This is a genomic window from Fructilactobacillus sp. X3R5C2 (assembly GCF_059901175.1).
The window spans coordinates 341,862-367,938 of record NZ_JBWXVC010000001.1 but is presented as its reverse complement, the minus strand read 5'-3'; the positions used below and the strand labels follow the sequence as shown (position 1 = coordinate 367,938).

General features: G+C 38.3%; 23 protein-coding genes and 1 tRNA gene. 4 read left to right on the top strand and 20 right to left on the bottom strand.

The window, feature by feature from the left end:
* Positions 1-6: 6 nt before the first annotated feature.
* The 4 genes from AC6UD4_RS01910 to recX all read right to left on the bottom strand — a co-directional run bounded on the left by AC6UD4_RS01910 (position 7) and on the right by recX (position 3,452).
* The gene (locus AC6UD4_RS01910; RefSeq protein WP_500709624.1) at positions 7-882 is read right to left on the bottom strand and encodes a hypothetical protein; all 876 of its coding nucleotides are present in this window, start codon (positions 880-882) and stop codon (positions 7-9) included.
* 59 nt (positions 883-941) lie between these two features.
* Positions 942-1,352: a glycerol-3-phosphate cytidylyltransferase gene (gene tagD, locus AC6UD4_RS01905; RefSeq protein ID WP_500693590.1), complete on the bottom strand. Its 411-nt coding sequence runs from the start codon at positions 1,350-1,352 to the stop codon at positions 942-944.
* A gap of 106 nt (positions 1,353-1,458) precedes the next feature.
* Positions 1,459-2,622 carry an AI-2E family transporter gene (locus AC6UD4_RS01900; protein WP_500693589.1) on the bottom strand — a complete coding sequence of 388 codons (1,164 nt, stop codon included), beginning with the start codon at positions 2,620-2,622 and terminating at the stop codon, positions 1,459-1,461.
* A 14-nt stretch (positions 2,623-2,636) separates the two neighbouring features.
* Positions 2,637-3,452: a recombination regulator RecX gene (recX, locus tag AC6UD4_RS01895; RefSeq protein WP_500693588.1), complete on the bottom strand. Its 816-nt coding sequence runs from the start codon at positions 3,450-3,452 to the stop codon at positions 2,637-2,639.
* 84 nt (positions 3,453-3,536) lie between these two features.
* Here recX and AC6UD4_RS01890 point away from each other — a divergent pair, with 84 nt between their 5' ends.
* Positions 3,537-3,986 (top strand): flavodoxin, encoded by a 450-nt coding sequence (locus tag AC6UD4_RS01890; RefSeq protein WP_500693587.1) that lies wholly within the window; start codon positions 3,537-3,539, stop codon positions 3,984-3,986.
* Positions 3,987-4,007: 21 nt separating this feature from the next.
* Here the strand turns inward: AC6UD4_RS01890 and AC6UD4_RS01885 are convergent, their stop codons facing one another.
* Entirely contained in the window at positions 4,008-4,931 is a 924-nt protein-coding gene (locus AC6UD4_RS01885) for a YihY/virulence factor BrkB family protein (RefSeq protein ID WP_500693586.1), read from the bottom strand.
* Positions 4,932-4,934: 3 nt separating this feature from the next.
* Positions 4,935-6,038, bottom strand: coding sequence for a non-hydrolyzing UDP-N-acetylglucosamine 2-epimerase (gene wecB / locus AC6UD4_RS01880; protein ID WP_500693613.1), 1,104 nt, complete (start codon positions 6,036-6,038; stop codon positions 4,935-4,937).
* A 192-nt stretch (positions 6,039-6,230) separates the two neighbouring features.
* Here wecB and AC6UD4_RS01875 point away from each other — a divergent pair, with 192 nt between their 5' ends.
* Entirely contained in the window at positions 6,231-7,169 is a 939-nt protein-coding gene (locus AC6UD4_RS01875) for a glycosyltransferase family 2 protein (protein WP_500693585.1), read from the top strand.
* Positions 7,170-7,261: 92 nt separating this feature from the next.
* Here the strand turns inward: AC6UD4_RS01875 and AC6UD4_RS01870 are convergent, their stop codons facing one another.
* The 7 genes from AC6UD4_RS01870 to AC6UD4_RS01840 form a co-directional block, all read right to left on the bottom strand.
* Complete coding sequence (locus AC6UD4_RS01870) at positions 7,262-8,623, bottom strand: gluconate:H+ symporter (RefSeq protein ID WP_500693612.1); 1,362 nt, start codon at positions 8,621-8,623, stop codon at positions 7,262-7,264.
* Positions 8,624-8,757: 134 nt separating this feature from the next.
* Entirely contained in the window at positions 8,758-9,645 is an 888-nt protein-coding gene (locus tag AC6UD4_RS01865; RefSeq protein ID WP_500693584.1) for a GRP family sugar transporter, read from the bottom strand.
* 132 nt (positions 9,646-9,777) lie between these two features.
* Entirely contained in the window at positions 9,778-10,665 is an 888-nt protein-coding gene (locus tag AC6UD4_RS01860) for a GRP family sugar transporter (RefSeq protein WP_500693583.1), read from the bottom strand.
* Between the two features lie 144 nt (positions 10,666-10,809).
* Positions 10,810-10,882: transfer RNA gene (locus AC6UD4_RS01855), tRNA-Arg, on the bottom strand.
* A gap of 50 nt (positions 10,883-10,932) precedes the next feature.
* Positions 10,933-12,201 (bottom strand): DEAD/DEAH box helicase, encoded by a 1,269-nt coding sequence (locus AC6UD4_RS01850; RefSeq protein WP_500693582.1) that lies wholly within the window; start codon positions 12,199-12,201, stop codon positions 10,933-10,935.
* Between the two features lies 1 nt (position 12,202).
* Positions 12,203-13,198: a Gfo/Idh/MocA family protein gene (locus AC6UD4_RS01845; protein ID WP_500693581.1), complete on the bottom strand. Its 996-nt coding sequence runs from the start codon at positions 13,196-13,198 to the stop codon at positions 12,203-12,205.
* On the bottom strand, positions 13,191-14,003 hold the full coding sequence (locus tag AC6UD4_RS01840; RefSeq protein ID WP_500693580.1) for a GH25 family lysozyme: 813 nt from the start codon (positions 14,001-14,003) through the stop codon (positions 13,191-13,193). The genes AC6UD4_RS01845 and AC6UD4_RS01840 overlap by 8 nt, the downstream gene beginning before the upstream one ends.
* Positions 14,004-14,208: 205 nt before the next feature.
* Between AC6UD4_RS01840 and gntK the strand changes: the two genes are divergently transcribed.
* Entirely contained in the window at positions 14,209-15,774 is a 1,566-nt protein-coding gene (gene gntK / locus AC6UD4_RS01835) for a gluconokinase (RefSeq protein ID WP_500693579.1), read from the top strand.
* Positions 15,775-15,881: 107 nt separating this feature from the next.
* On the top strand, positions 15,882-17,222 hold the full coding sequence (locus AC6UD4_RS01830; RefSeq protein ID WP_500693578.1) for an APC family permease: 1,341 nt from the start codon (positions 15,882-15,884) through the stop codon (positions 17,220-17,222).
* A gap of 26 nt (positions 17,223-17,248) precedes the next feature.
* On the opposite strand, the gene rlmD is transcribed toward AC6UD4_RS01830, so the two are convergent.
* The 7 genes from rlmD to ligA are packed head-to-tail and all read right to left on the bottom strand — an operon-like array spanning position 17,249 to position 26,077.
* Positions 17,249-18,625 carry a 23S rRNA (uracil(1939)-C(5))-methyltransferase RlmD gene (gene rlmD / locus AC6UD4_RS01825; protein WP_500693577.1) on the bottom strand — a complete coding sequence of 459 codons (1,377 nt, stop codon included), beginning with the start codon at positions 18,623-18,625 and terminating at the stop codon, positions 17,249-17,251.
* A gap of 42 nt (positions 18,626-18,667) precedes the next feature.
* Positions 18,668-19,687, bottom strand: coding sequence for a diacylglycerol kinase (locus AC6UD4_RS01820; protein ID WP_500693576.1), 1,020 nt, complete (start codon positions 19,685-19,687; stop codon positions 18,668-18,670).
* Positions 19,688-19,699: 12 nt separating this feature from the next.
* Positions 19,700-21,121, bottom strand: coding sequence for an Asp-tRNA(Asn)/Glu-tRNA(Gln) amidotransferase subunit GatB (gatB, locus tag AC6UD4_RS01815; protein WP_500693575.1), 1,422 nt, complete (start codon positions 21,119-21,121; stop codon positions 19,700-19,702).
* A 2-nt stretch (positions 21,122-21,123) separates the two neighbouring features.
* The gene (gene gatA / locus AC6UD4_RS01810; protein WP_500693574.1) at positions 21,124-22,578 is read right to left on the bottom strand and encodes an Asp-tRNA(Asn)/Glu-tRNA(Gln) amidotransferase subunit GatA; all 1,455 of its coding nucleotides are present in this window, start codon (positions 22,576-22,578) and stop codon (positions 21,124-21,126) included.
* Between the two features lie 2 nt (positions 22,579-22,580).
* Positions 22,581-22,889, bottom strand: a complete 309-nt coding sequence (gene gatC / locus AC6UD4_RS01805) for an Asp-tRNA(Asn)/Glu-tRNA(Gln) amidotransferase subunit GatC (protein ID WP_500693573.1) — start codon at positions 22,887-22,889, stop codon at positions 22,581-22,583.
* Positions 22,890-22,920: 31 nt separating this feature from the next.
* Positions 22,921-24,078, bottom strand: coding sequence for a CamS family sex pheromone protein (locus AC6UD4_RS01800; protein ID WP_500699295.1), 1,158 nt, complete (start codon positions 24,076-24,078; stop codon positions 22,921-22,923).
* On the bottom strand, positions 24,059-26,077 hold the full coding sequence (gene ligA / locus AC6UD4_RS01795; RefSeq protein ID WP_500693611.1) for an NAD-dependent DNA ligase LigA: 2,019 nt from the start codon (positions 26,075-26,077) through the stop codon (positions 24,059-24,061). Before ligA ends, AC6UD4_RS01800 begins: the two co-directional genes overlap by 20 nt.

The window sequence follows — 26,077 nt, the reverse complement described above, 5'->3', positions numbered from 1 at the left end:
TTCTCCTTAATAGTTGAAAATCACGTTTTGACCAAGATATTTAGAAAAGTTAACCATATCATCCAAATCGATAAAAATGGTAGTCTCCTTACCTTCAGCATACTTATTAACTAAAGCAACGTTAAATGCTGAAATATCACTATAACGGCTTGCATTGCCATAGTCTGAAATGACATATGATCGAGCATCTGAACCTTTAGACAAATACTTCAAATTACCAAGATTAACATCATAATCGATTAAATCACTAGTTGGTCTAGCAATCTTTAAACTTGTTTCTGGAGGTGAAACAACCGAGGTTTTACTAAGATAAAAAATCTGAGCTGCTCCACCGTTACTTTGATCCACCCGACATGCCACGTCACCACGTTGATTTAAAAATTTAATTACTTGATGTTCATCATTAATCCGTTTGAAAACAGCAGTAGCGTTATCATGATTGTCATAATAAATCGTTTTACTAACGTAGGGCCCATCATAAAAGATCACTTTGAATAAACCTGACCCAGCCAAAATTTCCTTTCGTTCAGCTCGAACCACCCCATTATGGTCACTGTAGACTTGAACGGACTGACCCTTAACCACTCTGTCGTGAACGTCAAATTGGGTTAAATCGTTATTTAAATCATGATTTTGATCAAAAATTCCACGTTGTTTACTAAAAACGTCAAACAATTGGGTGATTTCTAATTGCACTTGCTGATGAAAAGAATCAGATAACTTCCTAATCAAAGTGGCCACGTACTGTGATTGATCATAGTTTAAAATGGAAATTACAACTTTAACTGAATTCCCGTCATCGATCATTCTTTCCAATCGTTCTTTAAATCGGGGCTTTTCAGCTCCATGAACTGAAGTTACCAAAAAAAATGCTTGTTTCATTTTGCTCCCCTTAAACTAAAACATTCTAAGAAATAAAACGAAGAATCCTTGGACTCAAACTAATCTTTCCAATCCTTTTGGCTCGTGACGCCTAAATCAGACTTGATCTTAGACGTTGAAATTCCTTGGGTTCGCGGCAAATAAATTACTTTACAATACTCTTTAAGAAAGTCAAACTTACCCTTCCAATCGTCACCCATCACAAAGATATCAATCTTATGATCTTTAATATCTTGAATCTTCTGGTTCCATCCCTTTTCAGGAATTACTTCGTCAACGTAGCGGATAGCGTCTAAAATGTACTTACGATCCTCATAAGAATTATAAGCACGTTTCCCCTTTACGGCATTAAACTCATCCGTCGAAAGACCTACCGTCAATGAATCACCTAATTCACGAGCACGTTTTAATAAACGCACATGACCCTTGTGAAGCAGATCAAATGTGCCATACGTAATTACTTTCGTCATAATATCTCCTGTCAGAAGACCATAATTAATACTCCTATTTATCAACAACTAAATGTTAGCATATCTTCCATTATCGTCAATAAAATTCACGATCCATAACTAAAGTTTAATTTGGCTCATTTTCAGATGAATTAGTTTTTGCTGAATTAGTGGAGTTCGAATCGTCATGTTGAACTAACCAAATATTGTAACAATATTCAATCACAACCTTCGCAATCGCATAAACTGGAATGGCTAGAATCATCCCAAACAACCCAGCAATGTGGCCAGCTGCAAGTAAAATGATAATAATAGTTAGTGGATGAATCTTTAATGATTTCCCAATCACATTCGGGTACACCAAGTTTCCATCAATTTGTTGAACAATAATGACTACCACAATTACCCAGATAACTTGCATAATATTATCTGAAAAAGCAACAAAAAGTGATGGAATAATTCCAATGTAGGGACCAACGTACGGGATGATATTACATAATCCGGCAAAGACCCCGAGCAAAAGAGCATACTTTTGGCCGATCAGAAAGTATCCTAAAGTGGTAAACGTTCCAACAAACAGACACTCAATAACCTGGCCACCGATGTAACGTGAGAGGGTATGATTCATTTTTTTAAGTAGCGTTACCGTTTGTTTCCTGTGGTGTTTGGAAAGTCCGGGAGTTAACTTTTCAATGCTTGGAAGTAGTTTGTTTCCATCCTTTAACATGTAAAACAGAATGACAGGAACAGTAATTGCCGTGATAACCACGTTCGTTGCCATCGAAATAATCGTTCCCGCACTATTCGTCAAATTAGCCAAAACTGTTTTCAAATACGATGAATATGAGGACTGAATCTTGTCAACAATGGGACGCCAGTCCACTTTTTTTAAAAATCCATAACGTGTGATTTTAGTTAGTAATGTCTGCCCTTGTTTAGCAAATTCAGGCGCTGCCCCTACCATGTTAGCCACCTGAGTAATCAACCGTGGTACAAATGAAAACGCCATGTAAACAATAACCCCAATCACAATCAAAAATACGATGGCGGTGGCCCAGGTACGATTAATGTGTTTTGTTTTTGTGATTTTTATTTTCATTAGGAGGTTAACGATCGGATTTAACATGTAATACAAGAATCCCGCTAACAAGAGTGGAACGAAGATCGTTGACACAAAAATTACAATCGGCGAAAAAACAAAACTAATTTTGGAACATAAATAAACGATTCCAACTGCAATCAAAATCTCAACCGTCCAAAAAAATAAAGCCGAATTTTTAAATCTATTCATTTGATTCACTCCAATTAATTTTCTTTTGTGTCCAAAAATTGATCAATATCATCAAGATCAAAGCCCTTTCGATATAACAACTGCTTGGCTTTCTGACGTCGACTCATATCATTATACTTCTTATACTTATTCCAAGCCTTGTTACCCTCTTTAGCAAGTAACTCATTTTGATGATCGACATCACTTTGAAAGTCTAATTCACTAATGATTGTATCAATATAATCAAATGAGTATCCCTTTCGGTACAAAGCCGTCTTAGTTTTTTGCATCCGTTTGTTAAAGGGATATCGCTGATTATGAGCAAAGATTTTTTGGGCCTGCTTTTTACCATTTTTAAGCGTCATTTCGCTCGAATAATTAACTGAAATTGCCTCATTTATGTATTCATCTGCAATTCCCTTTTGTTTTAAATACCTTGAAACAGCCATGGGACCCTTATTCTGTTGTTCAACAATTCCTTTGACGTAGGTGTCAGCATAATGTTCATCATTAAGTAGATTAATCTGTTCTAGTTTTTCAACCGCTTCATCGACTGCTTCAAGGTTGTCTGAATATGATTTTAACTTATCTCTAACCTCTTTTTTTGAACGAGTCTGATACGAAATAAAATCAATAGCCTTATTATATAACTTTGAAACATCGTCCGCCGCCTTAATTTTGTCAATCTCACCTTGGCTTAACTCAGATCCCTTGAAGATCCCAAACTGAATCATCACTTCTTCACTCACAGGAAAAGCATAATGATCATTGACGTATACATTATATCTTCCCGGTCTTTTTTGCGAAGCAATTTTTGTGACCTTTAATTTATTTGCATTTTGCTTATCCATCAGCGCTAACTCCCATCAAATTAACAATTTGAAACTATTCTGATATACTTATTTGAAAACACTACAAAGGAAGTGGTTTCACTCATGCCAAAAGCACACGTGATTTACGCCACCATTACTGGTAATAACGAAGACGTTGCTGATATCGTCACCGAGGGACTTGAGGACCTCGGCGTAGATGTCGAAGAATCTGAAATTTCTCAAACCGACGCGGACGAACTTAAAGATACCGATATTATTGTTATATGTCCATACACTTACGACGAAGGAGCTCTCCCTGAAGAAGGGATGGACTTTTTTGAAGATTTAGATTCACTGAACCTAAAAGGAAAAGTTTTTGGAGTGGCTGGTTCTGGAGACGTTTTTTATCAAGAATATTATAACGTTGCCGTCGACGCATTTACCAAAGCTTTAAGGAAAACTAACGCTACTCAAGGAGCTAAAAGCGTCAAAATCAATCTTGAACCTGATGAAGATGACATCAAAGTTCTTGACCAGTTTTCTCGTGAACTGGTGAAATCCACCGAAAAATAATTTAGCAAAAAACATCACCACCTAATCCTGGGTGGTGTTTTTCTTTTTGGAACGAAATTTACGTGCACTAGAAATAATAGACCGAACGGATCCGTTTGTTGATTCAATGTTACCAGTAAAGTACTCTTGTACACTGGCATTAATAACGGCACCAAACATCAGCACGAGTCCAATAAAATATAACCACAACATCACTACTATAAAAGTTCCTAACGTCTTATAAGCGGTAATATTTCTAAAAAAGTACTCAATGATTAGCGAAAAAGCTTGTGACAAAATCATTAAACCAAGCACAGATATCGCTGATCCTAGAATTGTATAACGAATCTTGGTCTTAACACTTGGCACAAAATAGTACAAAAGCATCACAACTATGAAAGACCCAGAAATAATAAATGGAATTCGAATGGATGCCACCACTTGCGTTGCAATGGTTGAAAGATGCAGAATTGGTCTCAAGTACGTGATAATTTCTTGACCAAACCCTTGCAAAATCATTAAAACAATCAATAAGAGTACCAGTAAAAGCATCCATACAAATGAAATTAAACGATTCGTGATGGCATTCTGAGTGTCAGCTACTCCGTAAGTTCGGTTAACCGTTCGTTGAAATGCTGCCATCGCCTGACTAGCTGACCAAATTACCAGCAACAACCCAATCGATAAGCTACCACCACTATTATTATTATCAAAAGCTGACTTAATCATGGGCAAAAGCATCGTATAAATCGATGACGGAACCGCGGTTCTGATATACATTAAGATATCATTAGGATCTCCATGTAAAAGTTTAATGATGCTACCAATCATAATTAAAATTGGAAACAGTGATAAGAGGGAATAATACGCCAAGACGATGGCAGAATCAGAAACGTTTCCCATCTTAAAATGTTTCATAACTAACTTAACAAATGAAATTACTTTTTGATTTGTTTTTAGTTCCACAAGCTAGGACTCTCCTTTAAAAGTTGCCTCAATTGCAGATAAAATTTGCTTAGCTGCCGTTCCATCCCCATAAGGATTATGAGCATCAGCCATCTTTCGGTATTCATCTGGATTATCAAGTAAGTCCTCCATCGCATCTTTAATGGCCTTAGGATCAGTCCCAACTAATCTCAAAGTGCCCGCTTTAACTCCTTCGGGGCGTTCAGTCGATTCTCTAAGAACCAAAACGGGCTTTCCAAGTGAAGGAGCTTCTTCTTGAACCCCACCAGAGTCAGATATAATAAAATAACTCCGAGCAGCCATATTATGAAAATCAACCACATCTAAAGGTGCAATCAAATGGATACGAGAATCGCCCTTAAAAATCTGTTGGGCCATCTTTTGAACCACTGGATTAAGATGAACTGGATAAACCACATCCACATCAGGATGTGAATCAACAACTTGTTTAATTGCTTGAAACGTTCGTTTCATTGGTTCACCTAGATTTTCGCGCCGATGCATTGTAAGTAAGATGATCCGCTGTCCATCATCAATGTTATCTAAGATCGAATGATGATAATTATCACTCACCGTTTGATGAAGGGCATCAATGGCAGTATTCCCGGTAACAAAGATGTTTGACCCCAGATGATTCTCTTTTATTAAATTTTGCTTACTTAACTCCGTGGGTGCAAAGTACAAGTCAGCTAAAACATCCGTTAATTGACGATTCATTTCCTCTGGATATGGGGAATATTTATTATGAGTACGCAGCCCTGCTTCAACGTGACCTAACATTTTTTTATGATAAAAAGCAACCACTGAAGCGGCAAACGTACTCGTAGTATCACCATGAACTAGAATAATATCTGGATTAGTTTTAGAAATAATTGGACCTAACTTAGTGATCACAGAAACAGTAATATCTCCAAGTGTTTGATCATTCTTCATAATGTTTAAATTATAATCGGGGGTGATTTTGAAAATATCGAGAACTTGCTTAAGCATTTCACGATGTTGACCCGTGACCACTGTGATTGGTTTAAACTTGTTTCGATTTCGCTTCATCTCTAAAATAATTGGAGCCATCTTAATGGCCTCCGGTCGAGTTCCAAAAACAGTCATAACTTTAATTGGTCTGGTCACATTTAATCCCTCCCATTTGCCTAGTACCTTAAGTATATCAAAAGATTTACCCAATTCCGATGCCAAACCACTTTAAATAATGATAAAATGATATTAAACAATCTGTAAATAATTGGTAATGTATTTTTGAATTTAAAAGTTTAATTGCCAAGTACTAAGGAGTAATTAATTTTGGAAAAAATTAGTCTGATTGTTCCTTGTTATAATGAACAGGAATCAATTGAACTTTTCTACAAAACTGTGGAAAAGGTTTTTGCACAAATGAATAAAGACGGTGAAAAGTATGAGCCTGATTACCTTTTTATAAATGATGGATCAAGTGACAATACCTTTAAGATCATTAAAAATCTTCACGAAAAACATCCTGACACCGTTCACTTCATCTCATTTTCAAGAAACTTCGGGAAAGAAGCTGGAATGGCTGCTGGGCTAAGAAATGCCAAAGGCAATTACATTGCATTAATGGACGTTGATCTCCAAGATCCGCCGGAACTCCTTCCTAAAATGCTCAAAATTATTCAGACCCGGGACTATGATTGCGTTGGGTGTGTCCAAACAAGCAGAAAGCAAAATCCAGTTCGAGCTTTCTGTTCTTCGATGTTTTATAAGATCATCGATAAAATGTCAGACGTTAAAATTAAACCTAACGTTCGAGATTATCGTCTAATGTCTCGACGTTACGTCGATGCAGTAAATGAACTAACAGAATACAATCGATTCTCAAAAGGAATCTTTGCTTGGGTTGGTTTTAACACCAAATATTTAGAATATCAGGGGGTCCCTCGGGCTGCTGGAGAAACTCATTGGTCTTTCTCACAATTGGTAGAATACTCGATGGAAGGAATTATTGATTTCTCTGATGCCCCACTAACCTTTGCCACTTACGTTGGGATAATCTCATTTTTACTCTCACTCGTTGGGATTGCTTTTGTCGTTATCAGGGCATTATTCTTTGGAGGAGCCGTATCTGGTTGGCCTTCTTTAGTATCAATTATTCTCCTAATCGGTGGAATCCAACTCTTCTGTTTGGGCATTCTAGGAAAATACATTGGAAAAATTTATTTAGAAACGAAACACCGTCCTCAGTACATCATTAAGGACGAAGCATAGTTTAACTGGTAGCCACCTATAAATTATAGGTGGCTTTTTTATACAAAAAAGACTTCACATAAAGTGAAGTCTTTTTGAATTTATTAACTAACTTAGAACATTCCCAGAATTCCATTCAGAATCAAGACCATTATTAGCCCCACAACTGAAATCACGGTTTCTAACACCGTCCAAATTGAGAAAGTTTGTTTCATAGTTAAGTCAAAGTATTCTTTGAACATCCAGAATCCGGCATCATTAACGTGTGATGCGGCAAGTGATCCAGCACCAATGGCTAAGGCCATCATTACTGGGTTAACGTTCAATGAAGACATCAGTGGCATAACAAGTCCGGCAGCAGTCATTCCAGCCACCGTAGCTGAACCTAGCGATACACGAAGAATAACGGCAACTAACCAGCCAAGGATGATTGGAGATAGTGATGAGTGCATCATGATGTTCTTAACGGCATCACCAACACCACCATCAATCAAGACTTGCTTGAAGGCACCACCACCACCAATAACCAATAGAAGCATGGCAATTGATTTAACGGAGGCTTCAATACTCTTAGAAACGTCACTCATTTTCTTACCACGATGGAAGCCCATTGACCAGATGGCAAATACTAAAGCGATTACCATGGCAATCATTGGGTTACCTAACATCGAGATAATAGCATCAAATCCTGATGGCTTAGCAACTGCTTTCCCGCCATGGAAAACTAACTGGTAAATGGTATTAACCGCCATGAAAATAGCTGGTAATAATGAAGTTAAAACCGAAAGACCAAAACTAGGAGTTTCATCTAATTTGTATTCTTTAACTTCACCAAAAGCTGGCAGGCTCTTCTTGACTACGAACGCGCTCGGAACAAACTTCTCAGCAAACTTCGTAAAGACAGGACCCGCAATTAAAACAGCTGGAATTGCAACAATGATACCAAAGAGCAATACCTCACCAATATTAGCGCCCAAGGCTGTGGCAACAGCAGTTGGAGCAGGTTGTGGTGGTAAGAATCCCTGGGTTGCTGACAATGCAGCCGCCATTGGAATTCCTAGATAAACAAATGGTACATCGGCTTCAAGGGCAACCGCGAAGACGATTGGGGTAAGTAATACCAATCCAACTTCGAAGAACAATGACATTCCGATAATGAACGAAGCAATTACGATCGCAATCTGTAATCGCTTCTTTCCAAATTTGTCGATCAGCGTCTTGGCGATTCGATACGAACCACCAGAATCAGAAACCAAACGACCGATCATGGCACCGAATCCGAAGACGATGGCCAATTCACCTAATGTACTACCAATACCAGTCTTAATGGCATCGGCAATTGATGCTGGGTTCATTCCTAATCCAAGCGCAACTAAAATAGCTGTGATGATCAAGGAAACAAAAGTATTTAGCTTAAGTTTGATGATCATGAAAAGGAGAAGTGCGATTCCTAAAATCAACACTATGAAGGGCATGTATGACATTTCTTTTCCTCTTTCCAATTATTAAATTAAAACAACGCTATAAATTAATTGTATACGGTTTCATGCCAGTTTTCAACACCATCTTTTAAAATTAAGCTTTAAAATAGCACTAGCCACCTCTTCTTTTACTTAATAAAACTAGTAATGACTCCTCCGATAATGACGAAAATCATTCCAATGGTAATATATAAAAGTTCTCTTTTAGTTTTGTGTTCGTGTAAAAAGATGATTCCACCAAAGGTTGATATGACAACACACATTTGCGAAATCGTAAATCCAGTTGCTACTCCATTTAATTCGGTTGAAATCAAATAGGTTAAAGCACCAAATCCAAACAAGAAACCACTGATAATATTTTTATAGGTAGCCACTTCTTTAAACGGATTAACCTTGGTTTTAAATATTATAAAGCAGGCAAAGATAGTTCCCATCACGACCATTCCAATGGTTTGAGGGAGAAACGCTGCCCATCCATTAGTATTAGCAACTTTTGGGAATGCCGAATAGCCAACATACCCAAAAGTTCCGACGATTAAAACTAAAATACCCTTTCTAATATTAACCTGTTGCTTTTCTTCCTCAGTTTTTGGTGCTAACGTTCTGTCTTTTTTGGTAGTTAGTAAAACACCCAAAATAATTAAAATAATCGATCCGAATCCAGCTAACTTTGGAATCAAACCCGCCCATTCACCAAAAACAATTACTCCAGTTAATGAATTGCCAATCAACTGAAGACCAGTTGACACTGGCATGGACAACGAAACTCCCATCAGTGAAAATGCAGTGTACTGAGTATATTGTCCAATTGCCCATGCCATCCCAGACAGAAGACAAAGCCAAAAAACTTCTTTTGAAATCACTGGTTGCTTAATGAAATAGACAATAACAGCAATTAAAATGGCTCCATATGTAGAACCCATTAGTTGATTAATTGGCTTTCCACCTAGCAAACCGATTGAAATTGGTAAGATACCCCAAGCAATAGCTGGTAATAATGCAATTAAAATATTCAAACTTAATCCCCCGAATTAAAATAATTTCTAACCATTCTCTTCAAGTTCAATATACTACCTTTTAAATCAAACCGATATTCAAAGTCACAAAAAAAGGACACCAAATGTGTCCTTTTTTGAAAAGATAAAATTTTAAATAAAACTTGTAATGACACCACCAAGAATGACACAAATCATTCCAAGTGTGACAAATACTAGTTCTTTCTTTGTCTTGTGTTCGTGAAGAATTATAATTCCACCAAAGGTTGAAATGACAACACACATCTGTGAAATCGTAAATCCAGTGGCCACTCCGTTTAATTCAGTCGAGATTAGATAGAAGAAGGCACCAAATCCGAACAAAAATCCGGTAATAATGTTTTTATATGAAACAGCTTGTTTAAACGGATTAACCTTGGTTTTATAAGCACTAATAATAACAAAGATCGTTCCCATGATGACCATCCCGATCGTCTGGGGCAGAAAGGCTGACCAACCATTGGTATTAGCAATCCTTGGAAAATCAGAGTAACCGATATATCCAAACATGCCAATTACTAACAGAATTAAACCATTCCGAGTATGCTGAGCGGCATTCTCTTCAGCCGTCTTGGGTTCATTACTGCCATTGTCTTTCAAAGTTGTTAGTAAGACCCCAATGATAATCAAAATAATTGATCCAAAACCAGCTAGCTTGGGAATTAAGCCAGCCCATTCACCAAAGAAGATTACTCCGGTAACTGAAGTACCAACTAACTGCAAACCAGTTGAAATTGGCATCGTTCGTGATACACCAATTTGAGTAAAGGCCATGTACTGAGTCATTTGACCAACTGCCCAAGCCATCCCTGAAAGTAAACACCACCAAAAGTCCTGCATGGTGATCACTGGCTGTTTAAAAATAAACACAAGGATGGCAATAATTAACGCTCCATATGTAGTTCCCATCAACTGATTAACTGGTTTACCACCGATTAACCCAGTTGCAATAGGAAGAAGACCCCAACCTAACGCTGGGAGTAAAGCAATTAAGATATTCAATATAATTTCCTCCTAAAATATAAATCCGTGTAGAACACATTATAATCGCCCATAAGCCCAAAAATCAATTAATTAATTATTATCAGCAACATTTGCCCAAATAAAAAACACCTCATTTAGATGAAGTGTTTTAGCGCATATAAATGACCCCACTCAGACTCGAACTGAGATCGACCGCTTAGGAGGCGGTTGCCCTATCCAGTTGTGCTATGGGGCCAAAAACATTTTCTATTCTCTCACGAATAAAAAATTTAGTAAAGAACCAAACTAATGGTGATTTTTATGACTACTTGGTTTACCCTTATCTTTTTGTTTTCGTTTTCGGTGTTTATTCTTTTTTGGTTTAGCCTGGATAGCTTCGTGCACCTGTCTTTTTTTAGTCAGTGCCTGTTGTTTGATTTCTTTTTGATGCTCTAACTGTGAGTCATCAATGTGATCAACGATCTCCCCATTGAAATAATAAATTGGTTTTAATTCATATTCACTATTATCTAAAACGTGCTTTAAATCGCGAAGATCATGGTCATCTCCAAAATTAATTACTAACCCTGGCTCACCCATTCGACCTGTTCGACCAACACGATGAATGTAGGTATTCGATTCATTTGGCAAATCATAATTAATCACAGCTGGTAATTTTGCAATGTCAAGTCCCCTTGCAGCCACGTCAGTCGTTAATAATAATTTAATTCTTCCCAAACGAAAATCATCCAGCGCCTTTTTGCGGCTCTGTTTACTTTCACCTGCGGCTAATTTTTGTACCTTGCCATTTCCCTCGTGTTTGAAGAAATTAAAAGCCCGATTAAGCGTATCAGTCTGATTAAAAAATACTAATGCTTTAAAACCTTGCATTTTAGATAACCGGTTTAACATTTCATTTCGCTTGGCTCGTGAGATTTGAAAGAGGCCATGGGTTACCTTACCCCTGGTTTGATCAATATCCCTAACGTCAATTATGTCGGCACTTTTACCCATTTTTTCCTTTAGATGATACAAAACATCAGTGTCTGTAGCAGAAAAGTAGGCAGCCTGAGCATCTCTTGGAACTGCAGCAATAATATTTTTAACCTGATCTAAAGAAGTATCGTTGAGCAAATCATCAGCTTCGTCAATGACCACTGTTTCAGCGTCATTAACCTTTAATTTTCGTTCATTAATCAAGCTAAGAATTCTTCCGGGAGTTCCCACAACAATCTCTGGATGTTTTTTTAACTGTTCCTGTTGCCGTTTAACGTTTGCTCCACCAATCAATGGCAAAATTTTCACTTTAAAAGGAACCGCCCAATCTCTAATCACACCTGCCACTTGCATAGCAAGTTCTTGAGTAGGTTCGATCACAATGACCTGTGTGCCAACACCTGGCATCGAATTAGCCAAAATCGGCATTGTAAACGCCACGGTCTTGCCAGAACCAGTTGGTGATAGTGCGACAATGTCATTTTCACCCTCAATCATCGGTGCATAGACTGCTTTTTGGATTGGGGTCTGTTTTTCATATCCTAATTTTTCAAAACGCTTAACAAATTGTTCGAGCACACTATTCTCCTATTTGTAAATAATGAATTCCAGCACTATCAGCAAGACGTCCCATTAAAGCATTAACTTTCTGCATTAAATTCAGTCCTCCAACGTATCGATTTTCGTAAACAGGATTCCCTGGATGATTTATGACTTCAGCAAAATCATTTGCTTCTGGAATCATCGGATTGTCGGTATAAAGAGGAGAAATCTCACTTTCTTTACCCTCATTCATTAATTTAGCTGCCGTAAACTCACCAGCATTATCAATTAAGACCGTTTGCTTTCCACAGTAGATCTCTGATTGTTGATACGAAGTAGTAACCTTACTAAAGTTTAAAGTAACATCAAAAGTACCATAGTTTAAAACAGCGACTCCACCACCATCAGCTCCGGTTTCAATGAATTTAGGATAGTACATCTGTGTTCTTGGTAATCCAAATAGAGCAACGGCATCATACACAGGATAAACTCCGAGGTCTTCCAAGGCTCCGCCACCAAATTGAAGGTTAAAGACATTCGGAACTTCACCCTTAAGAACCTTATCGTATCGAGAAGAATATTTGCTAAAAGTAAATTCTGCCCCATCAATTTTAATATCATCAATTTGATCTTGAACCGCTTTAAAAGCAGGCATGTGAATGTTCCGTGCTGCTTCCATTAAGCGAGCTTTGGGATGTTGCTTTAACGTGTCGATGGCAGACTGGAATTGATATGGTCCAATAAAAGCAGGCTTTTCAACAATGACATTCTTGTCATGCTTAAGTGCTTCAATGACTTGTTGATAGTGAATGGCATTTGGTGAAGCAATATAAACGGTGTCGAATTTGTCAGATTCAAAGAAAACCTGTAAATCATCAAAAATGTTGTCACAATCATTTGGCTGAGCAAATTTCCGCGCCGTATCTAATTTTCTTGAATAAACAGCGTTCAACTTATACTTGCCAGTACTAACAGCAGCATCAACAAACTTTTGTGTGATCCAGTTAGTTCCAATTATTCCTAATTTAATCATTATAATTCTCCCATTGTACTTCTTCATTATTCACAATATTTACCTGACCTAGATACTGATTCCACTGCTTCTGGTTCCCATTAAAAGCTACGGAATCAAAGCTTCCCTTCTGCCCATCAATGTTTAAATGATCGGAAGAATTCATGTTGATAAAGCGCACGTGCGGTTTCTTTGCATCGCTTTCACTATTTAACCAAAAAGCGGCATGTGGAATTGATCTAAATTCTCGGTACATCTTCTCGTTAGTATTAATAATAACAGGTCGATCGTATCTCTGGTACAAAAACTGAACGAATTCATTAATCCGTTTCTTTTGTTGCTTTAAATTCACGTTGTTTTCATCATACGGATAGTAATATTGAACTTGAATGACGATTGGAAGCGTCCCGGTATTATCTTTGACTTGAGTTATAAAATTACTCTCCTGGTCCTCAATACTACTCTTAAATCCATAGGTATGATAAACCCCAATCTTTAAACCAGATCCCTGACTGCGATTGTAATTATTGTCAAAATTATCGTCAGCAAAGCTTGCTCCTTGAGTAGAACGAATGTACACGAACTTTTGGCCTTTCTGTTTAAGTGCCGTAAAATCGATGTACCCATCGTCTTGATTTACCGTCACACCCTGAACTGGATACTTTTTCAAAAGTAATTCGCGATCACGATTTTTATGAGCAAAGTACATCCAAATGGAAATAACGATAACTAGTAGCAGTACACTAACCAGTCCAATTAATGCCCACCTAGTTAATTTTTCTTTTCTTGCTTTTTTTCGAAGGTTGGACCGGTTAATCTCAGTCATTTGGACCTCCTCAATCATTTCTTATAATTAGTATAATTATAAATCAATATTATCACTATTTATTGATATTCGCTTGAATTCAAACGTTGATTTCAATATAATGAAAGCGTTATAAGTAGTATAATTTTTTTACTCGATCACTTAATAAAGTTGGCATGAAATCTGTCATAGAGTGCATCAACTAGCATGGAAGGGAAAGATTATAATGGAAAACGTAATTGGGGTCGACATCGGAACTACAAGTGTCAAAACCGTTTTATACGATGACAAAGGTGAAGTTAAAGGTTATTCAAACGATGGATATACTTTGTATCAAGACACTGCCGACATGGCAGAAGAAGATCCAGAGGAGATTTTCTCAGCGATGATTCAAGGTCTACAAAATGTTCTTAAAAAAGTAGACCCTAAAAGAGACACCATCAAGGGAGTTTCATATTCGTGTGCGATGCACAGTTTGATCCTCTTGGATGAGAACCACAAGCCACTCACCCGCGCAATCACTTGGGCAGATAATCGTGCCGTTGAATACGCAGATAAATTAAAAGAAAACGGCATTGGAATGGAACTTTACAAAAAGACTGGTGTTCCAACTCATCCAATGACACCACTTGTAAAGGCCATGTGGCTCAGAAATGAAAAACCTGAATTGTTTAAAAAAGCCCGTTATTTTGTTGGTGTTAAAGAATACATCAACTATAAATTATTTGGGGTTCTAAAAGAAGACTATTCGATCGCTAATGCAACTGGCCTATTCAATATTTTTGACATGGACTGGGACGATGAAGCCTTAAAAGTTGCTGGCATCAAGCGTGATCAACTGCCTGAATTAGTAGACACCACTTATCAATTAAAGGGCTTAAACGAAGAATACGCCAATAAAATTGGAATTGATAAAGATACACCATTTATCATTGGTGCTTCTGACGGTCCTCTGGCTAACTTAGGGGTAGACGCCATTAAACCTGGTGTAGTAGCTGTCACAATTGGAACTTCTGGTGCCGTTCGTGTCGTTAACGACAAGCCAACGATTGATCCTAAGGGCCGTGTATTCTGTTACTACCTAGCTAAGAATATGTGGGTTGTCGGTGGACCCGTTAATAACGGTGGAATTGTCTTCCGTTGGGTTCGTGACCAACTCTGCTTGCCAGAAAAAGTCACTGCCGAACAGATGAACATTGATGCTTACGATCTTCTAACTGAGATTGCTTCTAAGATTCCAGCAGGATCCGAAGGGTTAATCTTCTTGCCGTTCTTGGGTGGTGAAAGAGCTCCAATCTGGGATGCCGACGCTCGTGGAACATACTTCGGTTTGACCAGAAAACACACTCGTGCCCACATGATTCGATCTGCTCTTGAAGGAATCGTGTATAACCTCTACACCGTTATGTTAGCCCTTGAAGAAGTTGTTGGCGAACCAAAGAGTATTCAAGCAACTGGTGGTTTTGCTCGTTCAGAACTTTGGCGCCAAATGTTAGCCGACATCTTTGAACAAGACGTCAACATCCCAGAAAGCTTCGAAGGTACGGCTCTTGGAGCTGCTACCCTTGGAATGTACAGTTTAGGCATGATTGACAGCCTTTACGACGTCAGCAAGTTTGTTGGGGTTACCAATACTCATAAACCAAATCCAAAGAATTACCAAGCTTATCGTGAATTGATCCCAATTTACATTCGTCTAAGTCGTCATCTTCAACCAGAATACAAGAACATTGCTAATTACCAACGTGAACATGAAAATGATTGGAAAACCGGTCCAAAAGACGAAGACTAAATCAATATCACTAAAAAGCATCCAATTGGATGCTTTTTTATTTTATGTACTGACTTCGATTTGGCCCCATGCTATAATTAACCATTACGCAAAAAGGAGTGGATCAAATGCCTCAAAGCAACTTAAAGAAAAACATTGGAATCGGTGCTGCCCTGTCAACTGTCATGGGAACCGTGATCGGTGCTGGAGTCTTTTTCAAAACTGCCAGTGTCGTATCTAATACTCATTCTGTCACTCTCACCATCCTAGCATGGATCATTGGTGGCCTTTTAACAATTTGTGGTGGACTAACGGTTTCAGAATTGGCTGCGGCCATTCCTAAAACTGGAGGAACCATTCAATACTTAAAATATACTTATGGACCGCTAACTGGATTCCTACTGGGATGGGCCGAAATCCTTGTGTATTTTCCGGCCAACTTAGCGGCTCTCTCAATTGTTTTCTCCACTCAACTAATTAATTTGTTTCACTTATCAACATCACTCTCAATTACCATTGCAATTATTTGTGCATTAAGTGTTACGTTAATTAACCTTTTAGGATCAAAAGTGGCCGGAAGAGTCCAATCTTTGACACTAATTGTCAAATTAATTCCTATCTTTATCATTGTAATTGCTGGACTATTACTCCCGGGTCACGTTGACGTATCTTTTTGGCCTCCAATCCAGAACCATGGCTCCACTAACCTATTAACTGCTTTTGGTGGCGGATTACTGGCCACAATGTTTGCCTACGATGGATGGATCAACATCGGAAGCATCGCCGGCGAAATGAAAAATCCCCAAAAGGACCTTCCTAAGGCCATTATTTTGGGTTTAACTTTTATTATGATCATCTACGTTTTGGTAAACTGGGTTTTCTTAAAAAATATGCCACTTGACCAAATTGCAGGAAACCAAAACACCGCCTATGAAGTTGCTATGAAACTATTTGGTGGCATTGGCGGAAAATTAGTGACCATTGGCATTTTAATTTCCGTTTATGGCGCTATGAATGGTTACATCTTAACCGGGATCAGAGTTCCGTATGCAATGGGTAAAGACGATCAATTACCATTTAGTAAATACTTTGCAAAACTTTCTAAACACACTGCTACTCCCTATATTTCGGGATTATTTATGTTTATGATCGCTGTCATTATGATTTTCATGGGTAGTTTTGATATGCTAACTGACATGTTAGTTTTCGTGATGTGGATATTTAACTGCCTTTTGTTCGTTGCTTTATTCATTTTAAGAAAACGTGAACCGGAGTTGGTTCGCCCATACAAAGTACCTTGGTATCCAATTGTCCCAATTCTCGCACTAGCCGGGGGAATCTTTATCTTAGTTTCAACGATCCTGACCCAAACCGTTTTGGCTATCATTGGTATCATAGCCACTTTAATCGGAATTCCAGTTTATTACTGGCATAAAATGATGAAAAACAAAACTTCAACTGAAAAATAAAAAGAATCTAGCTCGCTAGATTCTTTTTATTTACTCTTTTCCAACACCGTTACACTTTCAACATGCGGTGTTTGCGGAAATTGATCCACTGGTTGAATTGGTTGTTTAATTTCATAGCCACCATCAATTAAAGCCTGACAATCCCGTACAAGAGTAGCAGGATTACATGAAACATATACTAATCGTTCTGGCTTCATCTCTAAGACACTAGCAATAAAGGTTGGATCAAGGCCCTTTCTTGGCGGATCAACTACCACGACATCTGGTCGAATGTCCTGCTCTGCCCACTTCTTCATCTGGTCCTCAGCCTTTGCAACCACAAAGCTAACATTATCAATATGATTTAATTTAGCGTTCTTTCGGGCATCTTCAATTGCCTCAGCAACTACATCAACTCCGTACACATGCTTAACTTTTGGTGCCATTGCCAGTGAAATTGTCCCAATCCCGCAATACGCATCAACCACCACATCATTTTTCGATAATTGCGCCTTATCGATGGCCAAAGAATAAAGTTTTTCAGTCTGAACCGGATTAACCTGGTAAAACGACATTGGTGAAATCAAAAACTTGGTGTTTAAGAGTTCATCCTTGATGTAAGCTTTACCTGATAACAGGATGTTCGTGTCCCCCATCAGTCGATTCCCGTGAGAATCATTAACATTTTGAATTAAACTATCTAAATCAGGCAACTGATCATTAATGGATTTAATAATTTCATCTTTATGTGGCAAGTTTTTACCATTGGTAACCAAAACTACCATCATCTCGCCGGTTGCTTTTCCATAACGGACCATAATATTCCTGATACAACCCTTGTGAGTTCCCTCATTGTAAGCACTAACATGATAATCTCGTAAAACATCCCTAACTTTAATAATGGCTTCATCGATGTGAGGATCTTGAATGTAAAAATCTTCAATTGGAATTAAATCATGACTGTGGCGCCGATAAAAACCCGTTTCCAATTGACCATTCATCTTCCTAACCGGAATCTGAGCCTTATTTCGGTATTTTGATGGATTATCCATTCCAATTGTTTGAGCAACAGCAACGTTTAAATGAGCCTTCTTAAACAATTCCTCAATCTGATGTTGTTTAAACTCTAATTGTTTTGGATATGCAAGGTGTTGTAATGGAGCAATCCCAGACTGCGTATACCGTCGATCAATTGCTTGAACTCGATTGGGACTTGGTTCGATAATCTTTTCTAATTTTCCAAAGGCGAAGTTCTTTTTAACTTTAATCACCCTGATCTGGACTTTCTCACCTGGAAGAGCATCCTCAATGAAAATCGGAAAATCGGAAACCTTACCAACCCCCATTCCCTGGTAAGTCAAATCAATCACGTTTACCGTGAGGTCTTGGTTTTTCTGTACTGGAGCTTCTTTTTTAGCGCTCATTTGTTCTCCTTACTAAAAAGTTTTGCCGTTACACGGCAAAACTTATTTTTTACTATCAGATGGAAGTTCATCGACTTTTCTGACAAACTTCTTTTCAACATTTTTGACCTGAGGAGCGACACTAGCCGACTCACTGATATCATCAGTCTTAAGGTTGGAATAAATACTAATTCGCTGCTTTAGATCGACAAACTTCATCGGAGCATCACCACCGTATTCGCCATCAAGATTAATCTGTAAGCGACTATCATCCCCAGGAAAAGCCTCAAATGTATTGGTCTTTTTGTATATAATCCTAGGATCATCAATGTGCCGACCGCCATTAAACGCTTTAGCAATTAATTGCAACATTTCAACTAAATTACCGGTTTTAACAATAATCATGGTAAATTTACCATCATCCATGGTTGCGTTTGGAACAATTTGTTCAAAACCACCCACTGAATTAGTCATGGCTAAAAAAAACATTGAAGCCTTCCCACGATATTCTCCACCATCATACTTTAATAACATCGGAACTGGCTTCACATTTGGCAACATTTCTGCTCCCTTTACCAGGTATGCAAGATACCCAAAAATAGTCTTTAAATCAGAAGGAACATTGTAAGTTAATTCTGTCATAAACCCACCAGCCGCAATATTAATGAAATAATTAGTCACTTCATCATTGTATGCTTTACCAACGTCCATCTTTGAAACATTGCCCTTAGTGATCACTTTAGCAGCTTCAACGTAATCATCTCGAGGAATGTGCAATGCACGCGCAAAATCATTGGTAGTTCCAGCGGGAATGATTCCTAATTGTGGTCGATAATCACGTGGAGCAATGCCATTAATTACTTCATTGATGGTCCCATCTCCACCTGCCGCAATGATGAGATCAAATCCCTCTTCAGATGCACGGGCGGCTTCATCACGTGCTGAATGTGGTTTGGGGGTGGTCGCAAAAGCACTGGCTTCATATCCACCATTCTCCAAAACATCCAAAATATTAACCAACTGCGGTTTTAACATTTCACGTCCAGACGTTGGATTGTAAATTACTCGTGCTTTTTTGACCATTCTTACATCACCCTATTTATCTAAAGAACCTTTCAATAATTTGTTTACAACTTGCGGATTAGCTTGTCCATGAGTTTGTTTCATAATTTGTCCAACCAAATACCCAACAGCTCGATCTTTACCATTATGATAATCATCAACTGACTGTTGATTATCTTTTAAGACCCCATCAATAATTGGTTGCAGTTTTTTAGGATCAGATAATTGGACCAGTCCTTTTTCTTCAACGAATTTCTTTGGATCTTGCCCCTTAGTAACTGCCTTAAATACTTTTTTAGCCATTTTACTTGAGATGGTATCGTCCATAATCATTTTAATCATGGTAGCCATCGCTTCAGGCGTGATTTTGGTGTCTTCCAAGTTAGCTTGATTATCGTTCAAGTACGCATTGACGTTATCTTGAAGGTAGTTAGCGGCTAATTTAGGATCAGCGCCTAATTTAACCATTTTATCATAAAAATCAGACATTTCTTTGGTCTGAGTGATAACCATTGCATCATAATCAGTGATCCCTAATTCATTAACGTAACGATTACGACGTTTGATAGGCATCTCAGGCATGGATTCTTTTAATTCATTAATCCATTCATCAGAAATACTCAAAGTTGGAAGATCTGGTTCTGGGAAGTAACGATAATCATCTTTTCCCTCTTTGACACGCATTAACTCAGTTTTACCAGTAGATTCATCAAAACGACGACTCTCAGAATTAATCTGACCGCCGGACATCAACACCTGTTGTTGACGTTGTTCTTCGTACTCAAGTGATTTTCTGACATGATTAAATGAATTTAAGTTCTTTAATTCAATCTTTTGACCCAATTCTTTACTACCAATGGGTCGAACTGAGATATTAACATCAACCCGCATTGACCCTTCTTCCATCTTGACATCAGAAATTCCGGTAAATTGAATCCGTTGTCTTAATCCTTCCAGATAATCATATGCCTGTTGCGGAGTTGTCATCTCAGGCTTAGAGACAATTTCAATAAGCGGAGTCCCCTGACGGTTTAAGTCAACGTAAGAATATTTTTGTTCATGGGTATTCTTACCAGCGTCTTCTTCAATATGCATCTCTTCGATTCCAATTTTTTTCTTACCATTTTCGGTCTCGACTTCAATCCATCCGTTTCTAGCAGTGGGTCTCTCGTTTTGAGTAATCTGATACCCCTTCGGATTATCCGGGTAGAAATAATTTTTACGATCAAAATGAGGGTGCTTTTCAATATGAGCATGTAAAGCCAGAGCCGCAGTGATACCATCCGCAACGACCTGTTTGTTAACGACTGGGAGCGTTCCAGGATAGCCCCAGTCAATCACGTTAGTATTACTATTGGGCTTGTCTCCGAACTGTGCAGCAGATGGACTATAAATTTTTGAATTAGTTTTAAGCTCAACGTGGACTTCTAGACCAATGGTCGTTTCAAAATTCATGACTATTTACCTCCCATCTTTGGTGTTTGCTTGTGAAAATCAGTATTCTGTTCAAAAGCGTATCCTGCTTTATAAATGGTACTCTCATCAAACGGTTTCCCCATTAATTGCATTCCGATTGGCAAACCATTACTGGATCCAGCAATTTGAGACATAGCAGGAACTCCAGCCATATTGGCTGGGATCGTCAAAATATCATTCATATACATTTCAATGGGATCTTGATCTTCTACTCCAATTGTAAAGGCAGTAACTCGAGATGTTGGACTCAAAATTAAATCATGGTCAGCAAAAACCTTTTTAAAATCATTGATGATTAAAGTCCGAATTTTAGCAGCCTGTTTGTAATATTTATCAACATTATCGTAAGAAAGCGATAATGTCCCTAGCATAATCCGTCGCTTAACCTCATCCCCAAACCCTTCTGATCGTGATTTAACGTACAATTCATCAAGTGTTTGAGCATCTGATGCTCGATATCCATAACGAATTCCATCGAATCTTTCTAGGTTAGAAGATGCTTCAGCGGTTTGAAGCGCATTATAAGCAATAACGCCATATTTAGAATTAGGCATCGAAACCCAGTCCACCTTTGCACCTAATTTTTTAAACGTTTCTGCGGCATTTTTGATTGCTTTTGAAACATCAGGAGATAACTTATTAACGTATTCCTTGGGAATGCCAATTCTCATCCCCTCGACCCCATCTTTAATGTGTTCGGTGAAATCCGGAACTTCCTGTTTTGAACTAGTTGAATCGTGTTCGTCATGACCTGAAATTGCGTTTAAAACCAGAGCATTGTCAAAGACACTTCTAGTAAGAGGTCCGATTTGATCAAAACTTGAAGCCATCGCAATAAGTCCAAAACGTGATACTCGCCCATAGGTTGGCTTCATTCCAACAATTCCCGTGAATGAAGCTGGTTGTCTAATTGAACCTCCGGTATCTGATCCAAGTGCAACTGGAACTTCACCGGAAGCAACTGCGGCAGCCGAACCACCGGACGAACCGCCAGGAACTTTGCTATAATCCCACGGATTGTGAGTGGTTTTAAGGGCTGAATTTTCAGTTGAACTTCCCATTGCAAATTCATCCATGTTGGTTTTACCAACGTTAATGGTACCAGCATTAGAAAGTTTCTTGGCCACCGTTGCATCATAAATTGAAGTGAAATTTTCTAGCATTTTTGAAGATGCAGTAGTTGGTAATTCTTTAGTAACGATGTTATCTTTCAAAGCTAACGGAATCCCATCTAAAATATTATTAGGATCAATCCCACGTTCATCAATGGCTTTAGCATTTTCAAGCGCTTTATCATTTAGATTATTAAAAGCATCAATGTTTTGGTCAGTAGTTTTGATGTTGTCCATGGTCTCTTTTACTAAGTCAACGGCCGAAATTTCCTTATTTACCAACATCTGGTGAAGTGAACGCAAATCCTTATCTAAATAGTTCATTATTATTCATCCTCACTTTCGTCAATAATTACTGGAACTTTAATTAAGTCATCTTGAATATCAGGAGCATTCTTTAACAAAGCATCTTGTTCGTGCCAATCTTCTGCCACGTCTTTTCTAGTAACGTCAATTCGATCCGTTACCGTATAAGTGGGCTCAACACCCGATGTATCAACTTTTTCAAGTGTATCCAACATTTTCAACAAATCATTTAATTGTTGGGTGAATTCAGGTAATTCATCCTTTTTTAATTCAAGCTTAGCTAACCCAGCAATATGTTGGGTTTGTTCTTCCGTAATCTTATCAGCCATTTTATCCCCTCTTTTACTAAATCACTAAATCTTAATAGCTATTAAACACATGCGAACTGAAGGACTTTCCTCCCGCATTTCGGTTCAAATAACTTTGAATTCCATCAGTTGATTTTACGGTAATATCAATTGGTACACTGCCAGGAAGATATTTTTGAGCAGCATTCTGTAGGTATTGAGTAAAACTGATGATTTCAGTTTGACTATAAAATTGAGTTGTAATGTTAATGTGCATGCCTTGAAGTTGCTTCCCCTTGTATTGAGCCTGTGCGGTAATCCCACTCAAGTTAGGGAAGAAATTTTGAACCTGTGACTTAAATTGATTAAAAGCAGATAAATCATTCGTATTAGGTCCCTTAGAACCATTAGCAATCGGGAACACATATGATTTTTCATTAATTGGTTTCCATGAGTTTACAGACGTCGTGCCCGGATTGTTAACCGATGAGGCAAAGAAATTACCACCAGTCAAACTATCGTTTGGAGCTTGCTTGTACAATGCAATCACGATTGGAATATTCTTTAATTCTTTATTCTGTCTCAATCGTTTAAGGATCGTGTTAGCCATCTCCTTACCTTGTTTCTCAACCACATCATCGGGGATCTTCTGTTGATACTGGCTCCCATACTTCTGTTTAGTGTAGTAGTACACTGAATTGATCCCAAGGCCAATGGTCATACCCTTCATGGTCATTTTATTACCATTTGGAACTAAGAAGTCTTGTTCATCCATTTGTTGCAAGTACATTGGGGTTACTTTTCCCTTTTGTTGCGATGGATTTAGTCCCTCCGGGTTTTGCTTTGACTTACGGTCAAGCCACTTCTCGGCAGTGTCAGTAGAGATGTATTGTCCCTCCTGAAAAACATACTTATCAGTCGAAAAATTCTGCTTGGAAATTCCAAGCAAACCGTTCTGAAACCCTTTCAAGTTAAACTGATTATCATTTTGTTGAATATCAACTCCACGCGATTTACTGGTTTGATAATGTCCATCCTTAATAACACTCTGATAATTCTTACCACCAGTTTCCCCGGTTAATTGTGTATTCTTATTATTTGTATTAGTGGTACTCTTGTTAGTACTCCCACAAGCTACTAACATTAACGCACTAGCCGCCACCATTAAAATTACTTTTAAGCGTCTCAACTTAAATTCCTCCGACTTCTTATCATTCTTTTTGCATTTCATTTTTAAAATGATCTTCATCCCAAACCGGAACCGAAAGAGATTGAGCTTTGGTTAGCTTACTACCTGCATCCTCTCCCGCAATTACTAGGTCGGTATTTTTAGAAACACTACTTGTGACATCCGCTCCATGGTTTTCAAGCCATTCACTGGCTTGACCCCTAGTTAAATCAACCAACTTTCCGGTCAATACAACTCGTTTACCATTGAAAAAGTTATCTGGTTGTACTATCTCTTCATTATTTACATAGTCCATATTAACACCAACATCAACGAGTTCGCCAATTAATTCTCTACTATCAGCGTTTTCAAAATAAGTATGAACACTATCAGCAATAACTTGACCAATGGTGTCAATTGAGGCGATTTCTTCGACACTTGATTTCATGAGAGCATCCATGGTTTTAAAGTGGGCAGCAATTAATCGCGCTGCTTTAGCACCGACGTGTCTGATGCCTAATCCAAAAAGCAATCTTTCAAGTGAATTGCTCCGACTACTATCAATGGCAGAAAGTAAATTGTTAGCAGACTTGTCACCAAACTTATCAAGAGTGAGTAGTTCATCATAACTAAGGTGATACAAGCTGGCCACATCCGAGACCATTTTTTTATCAAACAACTGCTTCACAATCTTAGGACCCAAACCATCAATATCCATTGCATTTCTAGAAGCAAAATGATTAATTTGTTCCACCAGCTGTGCTGGACACTTCGGATTAATACAACGTAAGGCAACCTCACCATCTAAGTGGACTAATTTAGCACCACATGAAGGACATCGATCTGGGATAACATATGGCTTAGAATCTTTTGGCCTTAAATCAGGAAGATACCTTTCAACCTCCGGAATAATGTCGCCAGCTTTATACAAAACAACTGTATCATCGACACGGATATCTTTTTTCTCAATATAATCAGGATTATGAAGTGACGCTCTTGAAACGGTAGTACCGGCCAATTGCACTGGATCCATGATTGCGGTAGGAGTTACCACTCCCGTTCTTCCAACGGTCCACTCAATCTTTTTAATTTTAGTATGAACTTCTTCTGGCGGAAACTTGTAAGCGATCGCCCACTTCGGGACTTTAACCGTATGCCCAATTTCCATTTGTAAAGGAAGCGAATTGGTCTTAATCACAATGCCATCGATACCAAAGGTGAGATTATCTCTTGCTGCTGAATACTTTTTAATGTAAGCATCAATCTGATCCATATTGTCAGCCACTTGATAATGCTCATTGATGGTAAAGCCTAATTCTTTTAGTTCCTCTAAAAGTCCACTTTGAGTGGTAGCCTTTAAATCGTCATAATTAGCAACGTTATACATAAAAGTACTTAAGTGGCGATCCTTAGTAACTTTTGGATCCAATTGTCGAAGACTCCCGGCAGCAGCATTTCTCGGATTAGCAAACGTTGGTTTTCCGTCATCTTGTCGTCGTTCATTTAACTTTAAAAAGGCTTCTTTTCCCATATAACATTCGCCACGTACTTCAATATCAATGGGTCGACTTAATTTTTTAGGGATTGATGGGATGGTTTTTAAATTTTCAGTGATATCCTCACCAATTTGTCCATTTCCCCTAGTCGATCCCTGCACGAACACCCCATGCTCATAACGAAGTGAAATAGCTAGTCCATCGATCTTCAACTCACAATTATACTCAGTATCTTGAGGATAGTTGTGCTTGAGTCGAATCACAAAATCCTTAAGCTCTTGGGGTGAAAATACGTCACCTAGTGAAAGCATTGGAATCTCGTGATTGACCTTTGTAAATTCATTCGAAGTTGCCCCACCAACGTGCTGAGTCGGTGAATCAGGAGTGATAATTGCTGGAAACTTAGCTTCCAGATCCTGCAAGCGAGCATAGTTTCGATCATATTCCGCATCTTCTACGGTTGGCTGATCCTGTTCATAGTACTGTTTTCCCCACTTAATTAACTTTGGTCTCAGTTCTGAGGCCTCTTTTTTTGCTTCACTTTCATTAACCTGATCCATTGGAAT

Bases quoted from the DNA above. Each gene is read 5' to 3' on its own strand.
- AC6UD4_RS01910 (WP_500709624.1), bottom strand. From the start codon at position 882: ATGAAACAAGCATTTTTTTTGGTAACTTCAGTTCATGGAGCTGAAAAG.
- tagD (WP_500693590.1), bottom strand. From the start codon at position 1,352: ATGACGAAAGTAATTACGTATGGCACATTTGATCTGCTTCACAAGGGT.
- AC6UD4_RS01900 (WP_500693589.1), bottom strand. From the start codon at position 2,622: ATGAATAGATTTAAAAATTCGGCTTTATTTTTTTGGACGGTTGAGATT.
- recX (WP_500693588.1), bottom strand. From the start codon at position 3,452: ATGGATAAGCAAAATGCAAATAAATTAAAGGTCACAAAAATTGCTTCG.
- AC6UD4_RS01890 (WP_500693587.1), top strand. From the start codon at position 3,537: ATGCCAAAAGCACACGTGATTTACGCCACCATTACTGGTAATAACGAA.
- wecB (WP_500693613.1), bottom strand. From the start codon at position 6,038: ATGACTGTTTTTGGAACTCGACCGGAGGCCATTAAGATGGCTCCAATT.
- AC6UD4_RS01870 (WP_500693612.1), bottom strand. From the start codon at position 8,623: ATGCCCTTCATAGTGTTGATTTTAGGAATCGCACTTCTCCTTTTCATG.
- AC6UD4_RS01845 (WP_500693581.1), bottom strand. From the start codon at position 13,198: ATGATTAAATTAGGAATAATTGGAACTAACTGGATCACACAAAAGTTT.
- AC6UD4_RS01840 (WP_500693580.1), bottom strand. From the start codon at position 14,003: ATGACTGAGATTAACCGGTCCAACCTTCGAAAAAAAGCAAGAAAAGAA.
- gntK (WP_500693579.1), top strand. From the start codon at position 14,209: ATGGAAAACGTAATTGGGGTCGACATCGGAACTACAAGTGTCAAAACC.
- AC6UD4_RS01830 (WP_500693578.1), top strand. From the start codon at position 15,882: ATGCCTCAAAGCAACTTAAAGAAAAACATTGGAATCGGTGCTGCCCTG.
- rlmD (WP_500693577.1), bottom strand. From the start codon at position 18,625: ATGAGCGCTAAAAAAGAAGCTCCAGTACAGAAAAACCAAGACCTCACG.
- AC6UD4_RS01820 (WP_500693576.1), bottom strand. From the start codon at position 19,687: ATGGTCAAAAAAGCACGAGTAATTTACAATCCAACGTCTGGACGTGAA.
- gatB (WP_500693575.1), bottom strand. From the start codon at position 21,121: ATGAATTTTGAAACGACCATTGGTCTAGAAGTCCACGTTGAGCTTAAA.
- gatA (WP_500693574.1), bottom strand. From the start codon at position 22,578: ATGAACTATTTAGATAAGGATTTGCGTTCACTTCACCAGATGTTGGTA.
- gatC (WP_500693573.1), bottom strand. From the start codon at position 22,889: ATGGCTGATAAGATTACGGAAGAACAAACCCAACATATTGCTGGGTTA.
- AC6UD4_RS01800 (WP_500699295.1), bottom strand. From the start codon at position 24,078: ATGAAATGCAAAAAGAATGATAAGAAGTCGGAGGAATTTAAGTTGAGA.